The organism is Microbulbifer mixtoriginis (SeqCode) (assembly GCF_052468275.1).
In genome coordinates, this window is record NZ_CP174341.1 from 313,066 (window position 1) to 334,396 (window position 21,331).

At 49.6% G+C, this 21,331-nt stretch carries 1 protein-coding gene; it reads right to left on the bottom strand.

The window, feature by feature from the left end:
- Window positions 1-141: 141 nt before the first annotated feature.
- Window positions 142-21,282, bottom strand: a complete 21,141-nt coding sequence (locus ACJJIC_RS01475) for a filamentous hemagglutinin N-terminal domain-containing protein (RefSeq protein ID WP_445357833.1) — start codon at window positions 21,280-21,282, stop codon at window positions 142-144.
- Window positions 21,283-21,331 lie beyond the last annotated feature (49 nt).

Below are 21,331 nucleotides of genomic sequence, written 5' to 3' on the forward strand. Positions count from 1 at the left end.
GACTCGAAAGAGTCGGCCTTTTTTCGTTGCGGCTTATGTAAATCTTACCCACGAAAAGTCCCCAGATATTTCCAATACAAACGCCCATAAAAAAACCGGCCACTGGGGCCGGTTCGGTATTTTAAAGTCTTCTAGGGACCATCAGCCCCCTGAATTAATGGAGGCCAAGGTCTCCTGCTCGCGGTAGTCGACAGTAACATCCTGGCTCTCTTCCAGCCTGGCATCGAATTCCGGATCTTCCTCATCGGTTCCGGAAAGTCCCGCTGCAGGTAACAACTCACCGGATCTCAAACGCATTTCCGGGGAATTCACCGCATCCACTCCACTACTGTAAGGTTTCACCGCACTGAAAATCGCCGGGTCAACCTGGGTGAAGTCCTCAACACCATTTTGGATTGCGGAGCGCAATCCCTGGGATGCCTGGGCACCAGCGATAGACTGCAGCTCGTCACCCTTACTAGTGAAGTTCGGTACCTGCCCAATAAATTCAGGCTCGTAGTAGGAGACAGAAACAATTGCCACATTGGTAAGCGCATCCATACGCAGCGGCACCAACTCGCTACCGATAATACTCCAGAGCTGAGTATCGGTACCCAGAGTGATATTGCCCGCTGTGATATGGGTATCGCCGTAGGTTTCAGCGGTGAGCATGCCAAAGCCCTCACTCGCCAGCTGAACGTTACCGCGACCCGCATTGATTTCATCAATCAGTAGGTTGTCTTTCGCCAGCACCGTAATATCGACATCCGGCCCGGAAGTAGAGATAGCAAGGACATCGACATCGGACTCAATATTGACATCGCCGCTGACCACCAAATCTGCACGCTTAGCTTTGAGGCTACCGCCAATAGTACCCGTGGCACTGCTAAGTACATTAATATCCCCTGATCCATCGTAACCGAGACGCATACCACTGCCAGCAAATCGCAAACCTACGCCGCTTTTGTTGAAGCTGCCGGAATTAACACCGCCATTTTCAAAATCAAAAGCAAAGTCTGTTTCTAACATGAGATTACTGGAAGTGTTATCAAGGAACTCAAAATCAGAGAAGCTAAAGTTGCCTACTTTGTTACCAGAGGATTTCACCTGCCAAGTATCACCAGCAAGGTTGTACTGGAAGGAATCACTTCCGCTGCCACCAGAGAGTGCTACTGTGTCAGAGCTATTCTCATTCACTTCCACGTAGTCATCCCCCTCTCCCAGGGAAATACTATCGATGGTGGTTGCAGAGAGTATGACCGTGTCATTACCTGCACCGGTATCTATTGAAGCAAGCTCACCGCCATTTAAATTAAAAGTATCCTGGCCACTACCCGCATTTATCGTTTCAATACCGCTAAACACAAGCTTTTTGTTATTGCCGCTTACGGTACTCTGCGCATCGTTGATATCCCAAACCGCATCGATATTGGCCCCCTCGATAGTATCGTTTCCACTGCCCGCACTCAGGCTCTCCAGATCCGCAAAAGTGACCCCGGCAACTGTCATGCTGTTGAGGCTATCGAAGACATAGTTACTGCCGATGTCCTGGCCAATATATGTACCCACTCCCTGGACCATCTCAAGATTATCAAACAGAACAGTAAGGCCATTCACCCTGGCTTGAGCCGCTCCGTTTTCTAGGGAGCTGCCATTACTGGAAGATGTCCAGCTAGCGCCACTACCGGCTGCATTAACAGTGTCCTCACCCTCACCAGTATCCACACTTTCAAGCCCGGTAAAGAGAATACCCGCAGCAGTAATATCACCATTGGAAGCCAGAACAAATGTATCCTTGCCAGAGGTACCTACAAGATGGTCAGTACCTCCCTCACTGCTGACTTTAGTAATGCCTGTAAATGCTATTCCCGCAGTGGCGATTCCAGACTCAGTTAGGGCTAAGACATCATCAGCATCAGTACCGTATAACTGTGCATTATTAGTTTCTACATGATCAATACCGCTAAATTGAACACCATTCACCTCAAGGGCATTTGCAGTACCAGCTAACTGCCAACTTCCCGCATCGCTCTGAATCGTATCGCTATCTTCGTTACCACTTCCCGCAGAAACGCTAGCAACAGACGAGAACTCAATACCCCGCGCTTTGAGCGATTTCCCAGTTTTGGCCAGTTCGAAAGTGTCTGCCTGATTATTTGTTGATGCGTCCAGCGACACGTTGTCTGCATCAACCTGCTCAATGCCCTCAAAGCTCACACCTGCAACAGCAAGAGCACCGCGGCCTAATCCCAATACCCAGGTTTCTCCAGCTATATCACTTGTAGCCACAATAGTGTCTGAGCCTTCGCCTGCATCCACAGAATCAAGTTCCATAAATGTCATGTTGTCGACTCGCACTATGGCATCCGCTCCGGACTTACTTAAGGTGAAAGTGTCCGTATGTTCTCCACCCGCCAGCGTGCTGGTGCCGCCGCTGATGAACTCGGCGTTCTGGATGGTGATCGCGCCGTGCTCTACTTCATTCGCATTGTCGGTCAGGGCCCAACCTTGGCCCGCCTGGCCAATCACGGTGTCATCACCACCGGCGGCGGCGACCGTGCTGAGGCCGGCGAACTGCATATTGTCCACCTTCACCAACTGACCCTGGCTGCCGCCGTCGAGGAAGGTGTAGGTGTCAGCGAAGTCTCCCCCCATCAGGGTGCTGATGCCGCCGCTGATAAACTCGGCGTTCTGGATGGTGATCGCGCCGTGCTCTACTTCATTCTCATTGTCGGTCAGGGCCCAACCTTGGCCCGCCTGGCCAATCACGGTGTCATCACCACCGGCGGCGGCGACCGTGCTGAGGCCGGCGAACTGCATATTGTCCACCTTCACCAACTGACCCTGGCTGCCGCCGTCGAGGAAGGTGTAGGTGTCAGCGAAGTCTCCCCCCATCAGGGTGCTGATGCCGCCGCTGATAAACTCGGCGTTCTGGATGGTGATCGCGCCGTGCTCTACTTCATTCTCATTGTCGGTCAGGGCCCAACCTTGGCCCGCCTGGCCAATCACGGTGTCATCACCACCGGCGGCGGCGACCGTGCTGAGGCCGGCGAACTGCATATTGTCCACCTTCACCAACTGACCCTGGCTGCCGCCGTCGAGGAAGGTGTAGGTGTCAGCGAAGTCTCCCCCCATCAGGGTGCTGATGCCGCCGCTGATAAACTCGGCGTTCTGGATGGTGATCGCGCCGTGCTCTACTTCATTCTCATTGTCGGTCAGGGCCCAACCTTGGCCCGCCTGACCGATCACGGTGTCATCACCACCGGCGGCGGCGACCGTGCTGAGGCCGGCGAACTGCATATCGTCCACCTTCACCAACTGACCCTGGCTGCCGCCGTCGAGGAAGGTGTAGGTGTCAGCGAAGTCTCCCCCCATCAGGGTGCTGATGCCGCCGCTGATAAACTCGGCGTTCTGGATGGTGATCGCGCCGTGCTCTACTTCATTCTCATTGTCGGTCAGGGCCCAACCTTGGCCCGCCTGGCCAATCACGGTGTCATCACCACCGGCGGCGGCGACCGTGCTGAGGCCGGCGAACTGCATATTGTCCACCTTCACCAACTGACCCTGGCTGCCGCCGTCGAGGAAGGTGTAGGTGTCAGCGAAGTCTCCCCCCATCAGGGTGCTGATGCCGCCGCTGATAAACTCGGCGTTCTGGATGGTGATCGCGCCGTGCTCTACTTCATTCTCATTGTCGGTCAGGGCCCAACCTTGGCCCGCCTGACCGATCACGGTGTCATCACCACCGGCGGCGGCGACCGTGCTGAGGCCGGCGAACTGCATATTGTCCACCTTCACCAACTGACCCTGGCTGCCGCCGTCGAGGAAGGTGTAGGTGTCAGCGAAGTCTCCCCCCATCAGGGTGCTGATGCCGCCGCTGATAAACTCGGCGTTCTGGATGGTGATCGCGCCGTGCTCTACTTCATTCTCATTGTCGGTCAGGGCCCAACCTTGGCCCGCCTGACCGATCACGGTGTCATCACCACCGGCGGCGGCGACCGTGCTGAGGCCGGCGAACTGCATATTGTCCACCTTCACCAACTGACCCTGGCTGCCGCCGTCGAGGAAGGTGTAGGTGTCAGCGAAGTCTCCCCCCATCAGGGTGCTGATGCCGCCGCTGATAAACTCGGCGTTCTGGATGGTGATCGCGCCGTGCTCTACTTCATTCTCATTGTCGGTCAGGGCCCAACCTTGCCCCGCCTGGCCAATCACGGTGTCATCACCACCGGCGGCGGCGACCGTGCTGAGGCCGGCGAACTGCATATTGTCCACCTTCACCAACTGACCCTGGCTGCCGCCGTCGAGGAAGGTGTAGGTGTCAGCGAAGTCTCCCCCCATCAGGGTGCTGATGCCGCCGCTGATAAACTCGGCGTTCTGGATGGTGATCGCGCCGTGCTCTACTTCATTCTCATTGTCGGTCAGGGCCCAACCTTGGCCCGCCTGGCCAATCACGGTGTCATCACCACCGGCGGCGGCGACCGTGCTGAGGCCGGCGAACTGCATATTGTCCACCTTCACCAACTGACCCTGGCTGCCGCCGTCGAGGAAGGTGTAGGTGTCAGCGAAGTCTCCCCCCATCAGGGTGCTGATGCCGCCGCTGATAAACTCGGCGTTCTGGATGGTGATCGCGCCGTGCTCTACTTCATTCTCATTGTCGGTCAGGGCCCAACCTTGGCCCGCCTGACCGATCACGGTGTCATCACCACCGGCGGCGGCGACCGTGCTGAGGCCGGCGAACTGCATATCGTCCACCTTCACCAACTGACCCTGGCTGCCGCCGTCGAGGAAGGTGTAGGTGTCTGCGAAGTCTCCCCCCGCCAGCGTGCTGGTGCCGCCGCTGATAAACTCGGCGTTCTGGATGGTGATCGCGCCGTGCTCTACTTCATTCTCATTGTCGGTCAGGGCCCAACCTTGGCCCGCCTGGCCAATCACGGTGTCATCACCACCGGCGGCGGCGACCGTGCTGAGGCCGGCGAACTGCATATTGTCCACCTTCACCAACTGACCCTGGCTGCCGCCGTCGAGGAAGGTGTAGGTGTCAGCGAAGTCTCCCCCCATCAGGGTGCTGATGCCGCCGCTGATAAACTCGGCGTTCTGGATGGTGATCGCGCCGTGCTCTACTTCATTCTCATTGTCGGTCAGGGCCCAACCTTGGCCCGCCTGGCCAATCACGGTGTCATCACCACCGGCGGCGGCGACCGTGCTGAGGCCGGCGAACTGCATATTGTCCACCTTCACCAACTGACCCTGGCTGCCGCCGTCGAGGAAGGTGTAGGTGTCAGCGAAGTCTCCCCCCATCAGGGTGCTGATGCCGCCGCTGATAAACTCGGCGTTCTGGATGGTGATCGCGCCGTGCTCTACTTCATTCTCATTGTCGGTCAGGGCCCAACCTTGGCCCGCCTGGCCAATCACGGTGTCATCACCACCGGCGGCGGCGACCGTGCTGAGGCCGGCGAACTGCATATTGTCCACCTTCACCAACTGACCCTGGCTGCCGCCGTCGAGGAAGGTGTAGGTGTCAGCGAAGTCTCCCCCCATCAGGGTGCTGATGCCGCCGCTGATAAACTCGGCGTTCTGGATGGTGATCGCGCCGTGCTCTACTTCATTCTCATTGTCGGTCAGGGCCCAACCTTGGCCCGCCTGACCGATCACGGTGTCATCACCACCGGCGGCGGCGACCGTGCTGAGGCCGGCGAACTGCATATCGTCCACCTTCACCAACTGACCCTGGCTGCCGCCGTCGAGGAAGGTGTAGGTGTCTGCGAAGTCTCCCCCCGCCAGCGTGCTGGTGCCGCCGCTGATAAACTCGGCGTTCTGGATGGTGATCGCGCCGTGCTCTACTTCATTCTCATTGTCGGTCAGGGCCCAACCTTGGCCCGCCTGGCCAATCACGGTGTCATCACCACCGGCGGCGGCGACCGTGCTGAGGCCGGCGAACTGCATATTGTCCACCTTCACCAACTGACCCTGGCTGCCGCCGTCGAGGAAGGTGTAGGTGTCAGCGAAGTCTCCCCCCATCAGGGTGCTGATGCCGCCGCTGATAAACTCGGCGTTCTGGATGGTGATCGCGCCGTGCTCTACTTCATTCTCATTGTCGGTCAGGGCCCAACCTTGGCCCGCCTGGCCAATCACGGTGTCATCACCACCGGCGGCGGCGACCGTGCTGAGGCCGGCGAACTGCATATTGTCCACCTTCACCAACTGACCCTGGCTGCCGCCGTCGAGGAAGGTGTAGGTGTCAGCGAAGTCTCCCCCCATCAGGGTGCTGATGCCGCCGCTGATAAACTCGGCGTTCTGGATGGTGATCGCGCCGTGCTCTACTTCATTCTCATTGTCGGTCAGGGCCCAACCTTGGCCCGCCTGGCCAATCACGGTGTCATCACCACCGGCGGCGGCGACCGTGCTGAGGCCGGCGAACTGCATATTGTCCACCTTCACCAACTGACCCTGGCTGCCGCCGTCGAGGAAGGTGTAGGTGTCAGCGAAGTCTCCCCCCATCAGGGTGCTGATGCCGCCGCTGATAAACTCGGCGTTCTGGATGGTGATCGCGCCGTGCTCTACTTCATTCTCATTGTCGGTCAGGGCCCAACCTTGGCCCGCCTGACCGATCACGGTGTCATCACCACCGGCGGCGGCGACCGTGCTGAGGCCGGCGAACTGCATATCGTCCACCTTCACCAACTGACCCTGGCTGCCGCCGTCGAGGAAGGTGTAGGTGTCAGCGAAGTCTCCCCCCATCAGGGTGCTGATGCCGCCGCTGATAAACTCGGCGTTCTGGATGGTGATCGCGCCGTGCTCTACTTCATTCTCATTGTCGGTCAGGGCCCAACCTTGGCCCGCCTGGCCAATCACGGTGTCATCACCACCGGCGGCGGCGACCGTGCTGAGGCCGGCGAACTGCATATTGTCCACCTTCACCAACTGACCCTGGCTGCCGCCGTCGAGGAAGGTGTAGGTGTCAGCGAAGTCTCCCCCCATCAGGGTGCTGATGCCGCCGCTGATAAACTCGGCGTTCTGGATGGTGATCGCGCCGTGCTCTACTTCATTCTCATTGTCGGTCAGGGCCCAACCTTGGCCCGCCTGACCGATCACGGTGTCATCACCACCGGCGGCGGCGACCGTGCTGAGGCCGGCGAACTGCATATCGTCCACCTTCACCAACTGACCCTGGCTGCCGCCGTCGAGGAAGGTGTAGGTGTCAGCGAAGTCTCCCCCCATCAGGGTGCTGATGCCGCCGCTGATAAACTCGGCGTTCTGGATGGTGATCGCGCCGTGCTCTACTTCATTCTCATTGTCGGTCAGGGCCCAACCTTGGCCCGCCTGGCCAATCACGGTGTCATCACCACCGGCGGCGGCGACCGTGCTGAGGCCGGCGAACTGCATATTGTCCACCTTCACCAACTGACCCTGGCTGCCGCCGTCGAGGAAGGTGTAGGTGTCAGCGAAGTCTCCCCCCATCAGGGTGCTGATGCCGCCGCTGATAAACTCGGCGTTCTGGATGGTGATCGCGCCGTGCTCTACTTCATTCTCATTGTCGGTCAGGGCCCAACCTTGGCCCGCCTGGCCAATCACGGTGTCATCACCACCGGCGGCGGCGACCGTGCTGAGGCCGGCGAACTGCATATTGTCCACCTTCACCAACTGACCCTGGCTGCCGCCGTCGAGGAAGGTGTAGGTGTCAGCGAAGTCTCCCCCCATCAGGGTGCTGATGCCGCCGCTGATAAACTCGGCGTTCTGGATGGTGATCGCGCCGTGCTCTACTTCATTCTCATTGTCGGTCAGGGCCCAACCTTGGCCCGCCTGGCCAATCACGGTGTCACCTCCATCACCGGCGGCGACTGTGCTGAGACCGGCGAACTGCATATCGTCCACCTTCACTAACTGCCCTTGGCTGCCGCCATCTAGGAAGGTGTAGGTGTCAGCGAAGCCTTCTTTGCCCGCCAGCGTGCTACCGCCTCCACTAATTAAATTCGCATTTTTTATAATAATTCCTGCATGACTTACTTCATTATCATTAGCAGTCAAAGCCCAGCCTAAATTTGAGTACCCTTCTAAACCTGCATTCTTTGCAATTAAGTAAGAGACATCAAAAAATGTAATGCCATTATTCGTCGCAGTATTAGCGTTATTAATTATCCAGTTGTGGCCAAGTAAACCAGTTACAGTTCTTGCATAGCCATTTGTTTTAACACTTGTTACACCAGTGAAATTAAATTCATATCCAGGATTTTGCGAATCAGTATCAGATGAAACCAACCCATCCCCTAATACATAAAAATCTCCTTCTTGGGACGCCCCAATAACAATGCTACTGGAGATAATGTCACTGAGATTAACGAATTGGATCCCGTTGATTTTTCCATTTTCTAGATTTGCCTCATCGACGGATAAGGTGTCCTGGCCTCCCAATGCATCGACAATTGTCACCCCAGTAAAATCGATCGATGAGGCAACAACAAGGTTGTCATTTCCGTTTTCAATTATGCTGAAAGCATCAACATTATCGGTGCCATAGAGAGTTGTCGTGTAAGCGTCTTCAATATCCTGGAAAAGTAACCCCTGAGAGTAAAGACGTAACTCTCCAGCAATACCTGTTAGCTCCAGACCATTAGAGTAATTTTCGGCATCTACATAATCATCGCCGCCCAAAGCATTGACAGACTCAAGACCAGTAAACGTTAAGCCATTAACCTGTAGCTCAGCACTGTCATTAAAAGTAAATATTTCTTTATCATTGGTGCCTAGTAAAATATCCGATGTATTAACACCAACATGTGCTCCGGCTTCCACTCGGGTAAGCCCATTAAAGTGCATCCCATCAACTTGGATCGCCGTTGTGCTATCAGCATTTTTTACAATTTGGTAGCTATCATTGCTATTAGACGCACCCTGCAGTATTCCATTGCCGCCACTGAATATATCAGCATCGTTGATGATGACATCGGCATGCTCTACCTGATTATCACTCGCTGTGAGCGCCCAGTTTCTATTGTTAACACTACTGTTAATCGTGTCTGTAAAAGAGCTTGAGTCCCCAGCGCTTAAAATATCAATACCGGTAAAGGCCATGCCTTTAGTATCAATCTGGGTCTTTTGCTGTCCATTATCTGTGTAAGCAGAAAGCGTAAAGATTTCATCTTGGTCATTTCTGCCAACCAACTCGCCAACATTTGCCTGGATAGTTTCTACATCACTGAAGGCAATATTGTAGCCTGTGATCTCTTTATTTCCGGATCCCAAAATCCACTGGCTGCCGGTTTGCCCAGTACCGTCAATAATACTGTCTGTACCCGCACCGGTATTGAGGCTTGCAATACCGGTAAAGGCTATCTCATTGGCCTTGAAGGCCTTGTCCCCAGTAATCTCGATCGTATCGGCTAAGTCTGAGCCGACAAGGTTTTCACCACCAGTACCCGCTACCTCAATCTGTTTAAATAAGATATTGCTGGTAATCAGTTCTTTTGCGATTCCGGTGAGTGCAACCGTTTCTCCAGCCTTTGCATTCACGGTGTCGGCAATATTAGTATCGTTGCCGGCTAATACAGAGCTCACATCCGAGAACTGGATGCCTTTGCTGCGCAGCTTATTATCACCCTCTACGGTGAAGGTGTCTGCACCCGTGGTGCCGGTTAAAATTCCTGTATTAGTAACCGCATCAATGCCACTAAAGTTGATGTCATAGCTGCTACCATTAGGATCGATGGTTACACCAAAGGCATTATTACCTTGAAGAGTAACTGCACCGGTTGCATCTACCGTGTCCGTATAATTAGTATCATCCGTATTCGCATTCACATTGCGAATACCTTTAAAGATCATGGAGTCAACGGTGATATCGCCTGTCAGGGAAAGCTGATAGCTATCTCCGTTATCAGCGGCACCAACGAGGGTGTTATTACCACCCGTCAGACTACGCATTCCTGCAAAAGTAATGCCTGAGTGCTTAACTTCATTATCCGCAGAAACGAGTTCCCACTGGTCGCTGGTCTCAGAGGTAACAGCTCCACTAGAGCCAGTATCAACAATACGATCAACACCGGAGAAGGTGATCGCTTTAGCGAAAACTTTGTTGGTATCTTTTACTGTATAAGCGATATCCGCACCCAGCAGATTACTCGCTACCGCTTCATTAATACCGGATATCGTAATATCGATGATATTGCCATCGGTAAAATCTGCTTTTACATTGTTGTCATCTAGCAAAAGAAGATTGCCACTAATAGCACTGGCATCTAGTGATGCAGTACCGTTCCCCTCAATTGTGGTAAATCCAGTAAAGCGAATAGCATCAGCATTAATACGTCCATCGCTGGTCAGGGCAAATTCGTTATCAGTATTCTTACTTTCCAGTGTGCCCTGATTATCTGAAGCGGTGACTTTTTCTATATTGGTAAAGGTAATTCCGCTGCTTGTGGCTTCTTTATCTGTATTCGAGAGACTCCATGTACTGTTGGCTACAAGCGTACTAACGGTGTCAGTGCCCTCGCCGGTATCAATCGTTTTATTGAAGCCAGTAAAGTCGATATTATTAGCCGTGAGCTTGTCACCGGTACTGGCTATGATAAAGCTGTCATCTATAGCCGATCCGACAATCTTGCCGTTCGAGTTGTTAATAAAGGCGACCTGTTCAATATCTTTGAACAGGATATTGGCATTGCGCAGCTCTTCTTGATTTCCGGTGAGATTTACATCAGTTTCTGTATTCAGTTGATCAGAAATGCCATCATTACTTGTGCCTCCAGCATTAACTTCTTCAATACCGGTGAAGCTGATACCGTAAGTATGTAATTCGCCGCTAAGGAAACCAAACGTATCGGCCCCGTCGGTACCGATCAAAATATCTGTTGTGTTAACACCAGCATGTGCTCCGGCTTCCACTCGGGTAAGCCCATTAAAGTGCATCCCATCAACTTGGATCGCCGTTGTGCTATCAGCATTTTTTACAATTTGGTAGCTATCATTGCTATTGGACGCACCCTGCAGTATTCCATTGCCGCCACTGAATATATCAGCATCGTTGATGATGACATCGGCATGCTCTACCTGATTATCACTCGCTGTGAGCGCCCAGTTTCTATTGTTAACACTACTGTTAATCGTGTCTGTAAAAGAGCTTGAGTCCCCAGCGCTTAAAATATCAATACCGGTAAAGGCCATGCCTTTAGTATCAATCTGGGTCTTTTGCTGTCCATTATCTGTGTAAGCAGAAAGCGTAAATATTTCATCTTGGTCATTTCTGCCAACCAACTCGCCAACATTTGCCTGGATAGTTTCTACATCACTGAAGGCAATATTGTAGCCTGTGATCTCTTTATTTCCGGATCCCAAAATCCACTGGCTGCCGGTTTGCCCAGTACCGTCAATAATACTGTCTGTACCCGCACCGGTATTGAGGCTTGCAATACCGGTAAAGGCTATCTCATTGGCCTTGAAGGCCTTGTCCCCAGTAATCTCGATCGTATCGGCTAAGTCTGAGCCGACAAGGTTTTCACCACCAGTACCCGCTACCTCAATCTGTTTAAATAAGATATTGCTGGTAATCAGTTCTTTTGCGATTCCGGTGAGTGCAACCGTTTCTCCAGCCTTTGCATTCACGGTGTCGGCAATATTAGTATCGTTGCCGGCTAATACAGAGCTCACATCCGAGAACTGGATGCCTTTGCTGCGCAGCTTATTATCACCCTCTACGGTGAAGGTGTCTGCACCCGTGGTGCCGGTTAAAATTCCTGTATTAGTAACCGCATCAATGCCACTAAAGTTGATGTCATAGCTGCTACCATTAGGATCGATGGTTACACCAAAGGCATTATTACCTTGAAGAGTAACTGCACCGGTTGCATCTACCGTGTCCGTATAATTAGTATCATCCGTATTCGCATTCACATTGCGAATACCTTTAAAGATCATGGAGTCAACGGTGATATCGCCTGTCAGGGAAAGCTGATAGCTATCTCCGTTATCAGCGGCACCAACGAGGGTGTTATTACCACCCGTCAGACTACGCATTCCTGCAAAAGTAATGCCTGAGTGCTTAACTTCATTATCCGCAGAAACGAGTTCCCACTGGTCGCTGGTCTCAGAGGTAACAGCTCCACTAGAGCCAGTATCAACAATACGATCAACACCGGAGAAGGTGATCGCTTTAGCGAAAACTTTGTTGGTATCTTTTACTGTATAAGCGATATCCGCACCCAGCAGATTACTCGCTACCGCTTCATTAATACCGGATATCGTAATATCGATGATATTGCCATCGGTAAAATCTGCTTTTACATTGTTGTCATCTAGCAAAAGAAGATTGCCACTAATAGCACTGGCATCTAGTGATGCAGTACCGTTACCCTCAATTGTGGTAAATCCAGTAAAGCGAATAGCATCAACATCAATACGTCCATCACTAGTCAGGGCAAATTCATTATCATCGTTCTTACTTTCCAGTGTGCCCTGATTATCTGAAGCGGTGACTTTTTCTATATTGGTAAAAGTAATTCCGCTGCTTGTGGCTTCTTTATCTGTATTCGAGAGACTCCATGTACTGTTGGCTACAAGCGTACTAACGGTGTCAGTGCCCTCGCCGGTATCAATCGTTTTATTGAAGCCAGTAAAGTCGATATTATTAGCCGTGAGCTTGTCACCGGTACTGGCTATGATAAAGCTGTCATCTATAGCCGATCCGACAATCTTGCCGTTCGAGTTGTTAATAAAGGCGACCTGTTCAATATCTTTGAACAGGATATTGGCATTGCGCAGCTCTTCTTGATTTCCGGTGAGATTTACATCAGTTTCTGTATTCAGTTGATCAGAAATGCCATCATTACTTGTGCCTCCAGCATTAACTTCTTCAATACCGGTGAAGCTGATACCGTAAGTATGTAATTCGCCGCTAAGGAAACCAAACGTATCGGCCCCGTCGGTACCGATCAAAATATCTGTTGTGTTAACACCAGCATGTGCTCCGGCTTCCACTCGGGTAAGCCCATTAAAGTGCATCCCATCAACTTGGATCGCCGTTGTGCTATCAGCATTTTTTACAATTTGGTAGCTATCATTGCTATTGGACGCACCCTGCAGTATTCCATTGCCGCCACTGAATATATCAGCATCGTTGATGATGACATCGGCATGCTCTACCTGATTATCACTCGCTGTGAGCGCCCAGTTTCTATTGTTAACACTACTGTTAATCGTGTCTGTAAAAGAGCTTGAGTCCCCAGCGCTTAAAATATCAATACCGGTAAAGGCCATGCCTTTAGTATCAATCTGGGTCTTTTGCTGTCCATTATCTGTGTAAGCAGAAAGCGTAAATATTTCATCTTGGTCATTTCTGCCAACCAACTCGCCAACATTTGCCTGGATAGTTTCTACATCACTGAAGGCAATATTGTAGCCTGTGATCTCTTTATTTCCGGATCCCAAAATCCACTGGCTGCCGGTTTGCCCAGTACCGTCAATAATACTGTCTGTACCCGCACCGGTATTGAGGCTTGCAATACCGGTAAAGGCTATCTCATTGGCCTTGAAGGCCTTGTCCCCAGTAATCTCGATCGTATCGGCTAAGTCTGAGCCGACAAGGTTTTCACCACCAGTACCCGCTACCTCAATCTGTTTAAATAAGATATTGCTGGTAATCAGTTCTTTTGCGATTCCGGTGAGTGCAACCGTTTCTCCAGCCTTTGCATTCACGGTGTCGGCAATATTAGTATCGTTGCCGGCTAATACAGAGCTCACATCCGAGAACTGGATGCCTTTGCTGCGCAGCTTATTATCACCCTCTACGGTGAAGGTGTCTGCACCCGTGGTGCCGGTTAAAATTCCTGTATTAGTAACCGCATCAATGCCACTAAAGTTGATGTCATAGCTGCTACCATTAGGATCGATGGTTACACCAAAGGCATTATTACCTTGAAGAGTAACTGCACCGGTTGCATCTACCGTGTCCGTATAATTAGTATCATCCGTATTCGCATTCACATTGCGAATACCTTTAAAGATCATGGAGTCAACGGTGATATCGCCTGTCAGGGAAAGCTGATAGCTATCTCCGTTATCAGCGGCACCAACGAGGGTGTTATTACCACCCGTCAGACTACGCATTCCTGCAAAAGTAATGCCTGAGTGCTTAACTTCATTATCCGCAGAAACGAGTTCCCACTGGTCGCTGGTCTCAGAGGTAACAGCTCCACTAGAGCCAGTATCAACAATACGATCAACACCGGAGAAGGTGATCGCTTTAGCGAAAACTTTGTTGGTATCTTTTACTGTATAAGCGATATCCGCACCCAGCAGATTACTCGCTACCGCTTCATTAATACCGGATATCGTAATATCGATGATATTGCCATCGGTAAAATCTGCTTTTACATTGTTGTCATCTAGCAAAAGAAGATTGCCACTAATAGCACTGGCATCTAGTGATGCAGTACCGTTACCCTCAATTGTGGTAAATCCAGTAAAGCGAATAGCATCAGCATTAATACGTCCATCGCTGGTCAGGGCAAATTCGTTATCAGTATTCTTACTTTCCAGTGTGCCCTGATTATCTGAAGCGGTGACTTTTTCTATATTGGTAAAGGTAATTCCGCTGCTTGTGGCTTCTTTATCTGTATTCGAGAGACTCCATGTACTGTTGGCTACAAGCGTACTAACGGTGTCAGTGCCCTCGCCGGTATCAATCGTTTTATTGAAGCCAGTAAAGTCGATATTATTAGCCGTGAGCTTGTCACCGGTACTGGCTATGATAAAGCTGTCATCTATAGCCGATCCGACAATCTTGCCGTTCGAGTTGTTAATAAAGGCGACCTGTTCAATATCTTTGAACAGGATATTGGCATTGCGCAGCTCTTCTTGATTTCCGGTGAGATTTACATCAGTTTCTGTATTCAGTTGATCAGAAATGCCATCATTACTTGTGCCTCCAGCATTAACTTCTTCAATACCGGTGAAGCTGATACCGTAAGTATGTAATTCGCCGCTAAGGAAACCAAACGTATCGGCCCCGTCGGTACCGATCAAAATATCTGTTGTGTTAACACCAGCATGTGCTCCGGCTTCCACTCGGGTAAGCCCATTAAAGTGCATCCCATCAACTTGGATCGCCGTTGTGCTATCAGCATTTTTTACAATTTGGTAGCTATCATTGCTATTGGACGCACCCTGCAGTATTCCATTGCCGCCACTGAATATATCAGCATCGTTGATGATGACATCGGCATGCTCTACCTGATTATCACTCGCTGTGAGCGCCCAGTTTCTATTGTTAACACTACTGTTAATCGTGTCTGTAAAAGAGCTTGAGTCCCCAGCGCTTAAAATATCAATACCGGTAAAGGCCATGCCTTTAGTATCAATCTGGGTCTTTTGCTGTCCATTATCTGTGTAAGCAGAAAGCGTAAATATTTCATCTTGGTCATTTCTGCCAACCAACTCGCCAACATTTGCCTGGATAGTTTCTACATCACTGAAGGCAATATTGTAGCCTGTGATCTCTTTATTTCCGGATCCCAAAATCCACTGGCTGCCGGTTTGCCCAGTACCGTCAATAATACTGTCTGTACCCGCACCGGTATTGAGGCTTGCAATACCGGTAAAGGCTATCTCATTGGCCTTGAAGGCCTTGTCCCCAGTAATCTCGATCGTATCGGCTAAGTCTGAGCCGACAAGGTTTTCACCACCAGTACCCGCTACCTCAATCTGTTTAAATAAGATATTGCTGGTAATCAGTTCTTTTGCGATTCCGGTGAGTGCAACCGTTTCTCCAGCCTTTGCATTCACGGTGTCGGCAATATTAGTATCGTTGCCGGCTAATACAGAGCTCACATCCGAGAACTGGATGCCTTTGCTGCGCAGCTTATTATCACCCTCTACGGTGAAGGTGTCTGCACCCGTGGTGCCGGTTAAAATTCCTGTATTAGTAACCGCATCAATGCCACTAAAGTTGATGTCATAGCTGCTACCATTAGGATCGATGGTTACGCCAAAGGCATTATTACCTTGAAGAGTAACTGCACCGGTTGCATCTACCGTGTCCGTATAATTAGTATCATCCGTATTCGCATTCACATTGCGAATACCTTTAAAGATCATGGAGTCAACGGTGATATCGCCTGTCAGGGAAAGCTGATAGCTATCTCCGTTATCAGCGGCACCAACGAGGGTGTTATTACCACCCGTCAGACTACGCATTCCTGCAAAAGTAATGCCTGAGTGCTTAACTTCATTATCCGCAGAAACGAGTTCCCACTGGTCGCTGGTCTCAGAGGTAACAGCTCCACTAGAGCCAGTATCAACAATACGATCAACACCGGAGAAGGTGATCGCTTTAGCGAAAACTTTGTTGGTATCTTTTACTGTATAAGCGATATCCGCACCCAGCAGATTACTCGCTACCGCTTCATTAATACCGGATATCGTAATATCGATGATATTGCCATCGGTAAAATCTGCTTTTACATTGTTGTCATCTAGCAAAAGAAGATTGCCACTAATAGCACTGGCATCTAGTGATGCAGTACCGTTACCCTCAATTGTGGTAAATCCAGTAAAGCGAATAGCATCAACATCAATACGTCCATCACTAGTCAGGGCAAATTCATTATCATCGTTCTTACTTTCCAGTGTGCCCTGATTATCTGAAGCGGTGACTTTTTCTATATTGGTAAAAGTAATTCCGCTGCTTGTGGCTTCTTTATCTGTATTCGAGAGACTCCATGTACTGTTGGCTACAAGCGTACTAACGGTGTCAGTGCCCTCGCCGGTATCAATCGTTTTATTGAAGCCAGTAAAGTCGATATTATTAGCCGTGAGCTTGTCACCGGTACTGGCTATGATAAAGCTGTCATCTATAGCCGATCCGACAATCTTGCCGTTCGAGTTGTTAATAAAGGCGACCTGTTCAATATCTTTGAACAGGATATTGGCATTGCGCAGCTCTTCTTGATTTCCGGTGAGATTTACATCAGTTTCTGTATTCAGTTGATCAGAAATGCCATCATTACTTGTGCCTCCAGCATTAACTTCTTCAATACCGGTGAAGCTGATACCGTAAGTATGTAATTCGCCGCTAAGGAAACCAAACGTATCGGCCCCGTCGGTACCGATCAAAATATCTGTTGTGTTAACACCAGCATGTGCTCCGGCTTCCACTCGGGTAAGCCCATTAAAGTGCATCCCATCAACTTGGATCGCCGTTGTGCTATCAGCATTTTTTACAATTTGGTAGCTATCATTGCTATTGGACGCACCCTGCAGTATTCCATTGCCGCCACTGAATATATCAGCATCGTTGATGATGACATCGGCATGCTCTACCTGATTATCACTCGCTGTGAGCGCCCAGTTTCTATTGTTAACACTACTGTTAATCGTGTCTGTAAAAGAGCTTGAGTCCCCAGCGCTTAAAATATCAATACCGGTAAAGGCCATGCCTTTAGTATCAATCTGGGTCTTTTGCTGTCCATTATCTGTGTAAGCAGAAAGCGTAAATATTTCATCTTGGTCATTTCTGCCAACCAACTCGCCAACATTTGCCTGGATAGTTTCTACATCACTGAAGGCAATATTGTAGCCTGTGATCTCTTTATTTCCGGATCCCAAAATCCACTGGCTGCCGGTTTGCCCAGTACCGTCAATAATACTGTCTGTACCCGCACCGGTATTGAGGCTTGCAATACCGGTAAAGGCTATCTCATTGGCCTTGAAGGCCTTGTCCCCAGTAATCTCGATCGTATCGGCTAAGTCTGAGCCGACAAGGTTTTCACCACCAGTACCCGCTACCTCAATCTGTTTAAATAAGATATTGCTGGTAATCAGTTCTTTTGCGATTCCGGTGAGTGCAACCGTTTCTCCAGCCTTTGCATTCACGGTGTCGGCAATATTAGTATCGTTGCCGGCTAATACAGAGCTCACATCCGAGAACTGGATGCCTTTGCTGCGCAGCTTATTATCACCCTCTACGGTGAAGGTGTCTGCACCCGTGGTGCCGGTTAAAATTCCTGTATTAGTAACCGCATCAATGCCACTAAAGTTGATGTCATAGCTGCTACCATTAGGATCGATGGTTACACCAAAGGCATTATTACCTTGAAGAGTAACTGCACCGGTTGCATCTACCGTGTCCGTATAATTAGTATCATCCGTATTCGCATTCACATTGCGAATACCTTTAAAGATCATGGAGTCAACGGTGATATCGCCTGTCAGGGAAAGCTGATAGCTATCTCCGTTATCAGCGGCACCAACGAGGGTGTTATTACCACCCGTCAGACTACGCATTCCTGCAAAAGTAATGCCTGAGTGCTTAACTTCATTATCCGCAGAAACGAGTTCCCACTGGTCGCTGGTCTCAGAGGTAACAGCTCCACTAGAGCCAGTATCAACAATACGATCAACACCGGAGAAGGTGATCGCTTTAGCGAAAACTTTGTTGGTATCTTTTACTGTATAAGCGATATCCGCACCCAGCAGATTACTCGCTACCGCTTCATTAATACCGGATATCGTAATATCGATGATATTGCCATCGGTAAAATCTGCTTTTACATTGTTGTCATCTAGCAAAAGAAGATTGCCACTAATAGCACTGGCATCTAGTGACGCAGTACCGTTACCCTCAATTGTGGTAAATCCAGTAAAGCGAATAGCATCAACATCAATACGTCCATCACTAGTCAGGGCAAATTCATTATCATCGTTCTTACTTTCCAGTGTGCCCTGATTATCTGAAGCGGTGACTTTTTCTATATTGGTAAAGGTAATTCCGCTGCTTGTGGCTTTTTTATCTGTATTCGATAGACTCCATGTGCTATTCGCCACACTCGTACTAACTATATCGGTACCCTCACCGGTATTTAGACTTGAGATACCGGTAAAGGCTATCTCATTGGCCTTGAAGGCCTTATCTCCGGTAATCTCGATCGTATCGGCTAAGTCTGAACCGACAAGGTTTTCACCACCAGTACCCGCTACCTCAATCTCTTTAAATACGATATTGCTGGTAATGAGTTCTTTTGCGATTCCGGTGAGCGCAACCGTTTCTCCAGATTTAGCATGTATGGTATCTTCACCAGTACCGGCATTAAGAGTTTCGATGCTAGAAAAGGACAATTTTAGATGATTTACATTGGTCTCATCAGGGTTTGTTGAGGTTGATACCAGATCAAATGCATTATTCCCAGTGATGAATACTTCATCTTGCCAATCACTAAGAACAAATATATCAGAACCACTGCCACCTAAAACGTTGAAAGTAGCTTGCGATGCACCATCAAAATAAATCTTACCAAGATAATTAGTTGAGCCCTCACCTTTTTGACCAACCTTTAATTCGAAACTATCTCCTTCAAAAGCACCCTGACCATCTGAGACACCTGAAAAATTTATCTTACCGTAATTATTAAAAGAACCACCAGCAGATAAATTAATCTTATTAGCAACTATTTCTGCTACCTTATCTCCATCCAGATTATTTTCGATATCCCCTTGAGCTATAATCTGAATATTCTCAGCAGTTATGGAACCAAAATAACTATCATTCGATACGGCCGATGCGGCATTAATGAAACTACCATCTGTTGCCACAGAAAAGTTTACTAGGCCTTGAATAGTTCCGTTATTAATCACATCTGTTTTGGCAAGGATAGAGAGGCTACCAGCTCCACCAGCATCTACAGTTGCATCTTGGTGTATCATTACTCCAGCATGGGAATCTAGAGTTAATGTAGTATTACTGCTCCAACTCAAGTTATTTCGAATACGTATTCCATAAGTAAAATCACCAGAATAACTTTCATTACCACTATTCCAAGCAGCATTTGCAGTATTATCGGAAGTTGTTTTTACAGTTACACTATTATTAGTTAAAGCGTCCTGTAATGTACCCACACTCATGCAGTTACTTATGCACTCAGGAACATCCTCTGAACTATCATCTAGGATATCGAACCAACCTGGATCTAATAGCCATTCTCCTGTAATTCCTTTGCCATGGCTTAATGTAGAAACATACATGCCATCTTCACCAAGGTTAAGATAAACCTTACCTGAAGTTTCGACAAAACCACCATCACCACCTTGCTTACCTGACTCGGCTAAAATAGTTCCGGCAAAATTCGTAGTATGGTCGGCCCAAACAATAACCTCACCACCATCGCTTTCGCCTAAACCACTCGCATCAATATGAGCATCTTCAGTGACTGTTGTTTTTTTGGCATTACGAATCCGGGAATTTTTTCCTTGATAATCTCCACCGATTAATGCTTCACCACCTGCCGTCGTGCCACGGGCATCTATGGTGCCGCTGACCAGCACTTCATCGCCGAGAACCATGGCCTGACCGCCCCGGCCAGCGCTACCACGAACATCAATCGCACCACTGTGTTCTGCAGTATCACCCTCGAGCACCACCTGACCGCCCGTGGAACCAGCGGCTTGTAACTCGCCACTATTGATGACACTGGAACCCGAACCAAATAAACGGATTTTACCTCCGCTGGTGTCGATTCCCTGTGCTTTAATCGTGCCTTCGTTATTTACTGCAGCAGTAAATAAGTCACCAGATACGCTCGCTTCCAGGAGTACCTGGGCACCATCGATATTACCTTCATTTAAAACGGCGCTATCAACACCGAGGTCGTTTTCCATCACCTCTTTAGTAACTTGTACACCGATCATGCCGTCGGCATCGAAGGTAAGGATCGCTTCATCTGCAGCGGCCATACTGACCAGCTCTGCGCTAATCAGACCTGACGAGGCGTTGGTGACTTGTTTACCTACCAATACAGCACTGGCTGCATTGATAACACCTTTATTGACAACAAAGCCCGCGGAGCCGTCCTCTCCCTTAAAGGTAAAGTCGCCATTCATAAAATCCTCTGGGCTCATATCGAGCCCAGAGGCGGTAATGGCACCAACATTAATAGTGGCACTTTCGGTAAAGAGTACCCCGCGCGGGTTTACTAGAATAACGTGGCCATTGGCTTCAATGGAGCCATGAATCTTACTAGCACTTTGATCCAAAATTCGGTTGAGTACGACTGAGGAGGTATTTGGCTGAAGAAACTTAACCAACTCTTCAGCACTTAGATTAAAAGAATCCCAATCTATCGAGAGCAGATCAGTATTTTGATCGATTGTGGTGATCGTACCATTCACATCGATTGTGCCACTACCACCAGTTACCACACCGCCTTCCGGGCCCGCATGTGCCAGAGGGCTTAGTAAGCCTGCAAACATGCCAGCATACGCTAAGCGAGATACCTTGATTGCAGAAGTCAGTTTTTTCAGTTCAAGAGTATTTTTTTTGGCTTTCATACCGGTACCTTGCATAGAGCGGTCAGGTCAGCTTCAGCTATCGATGATA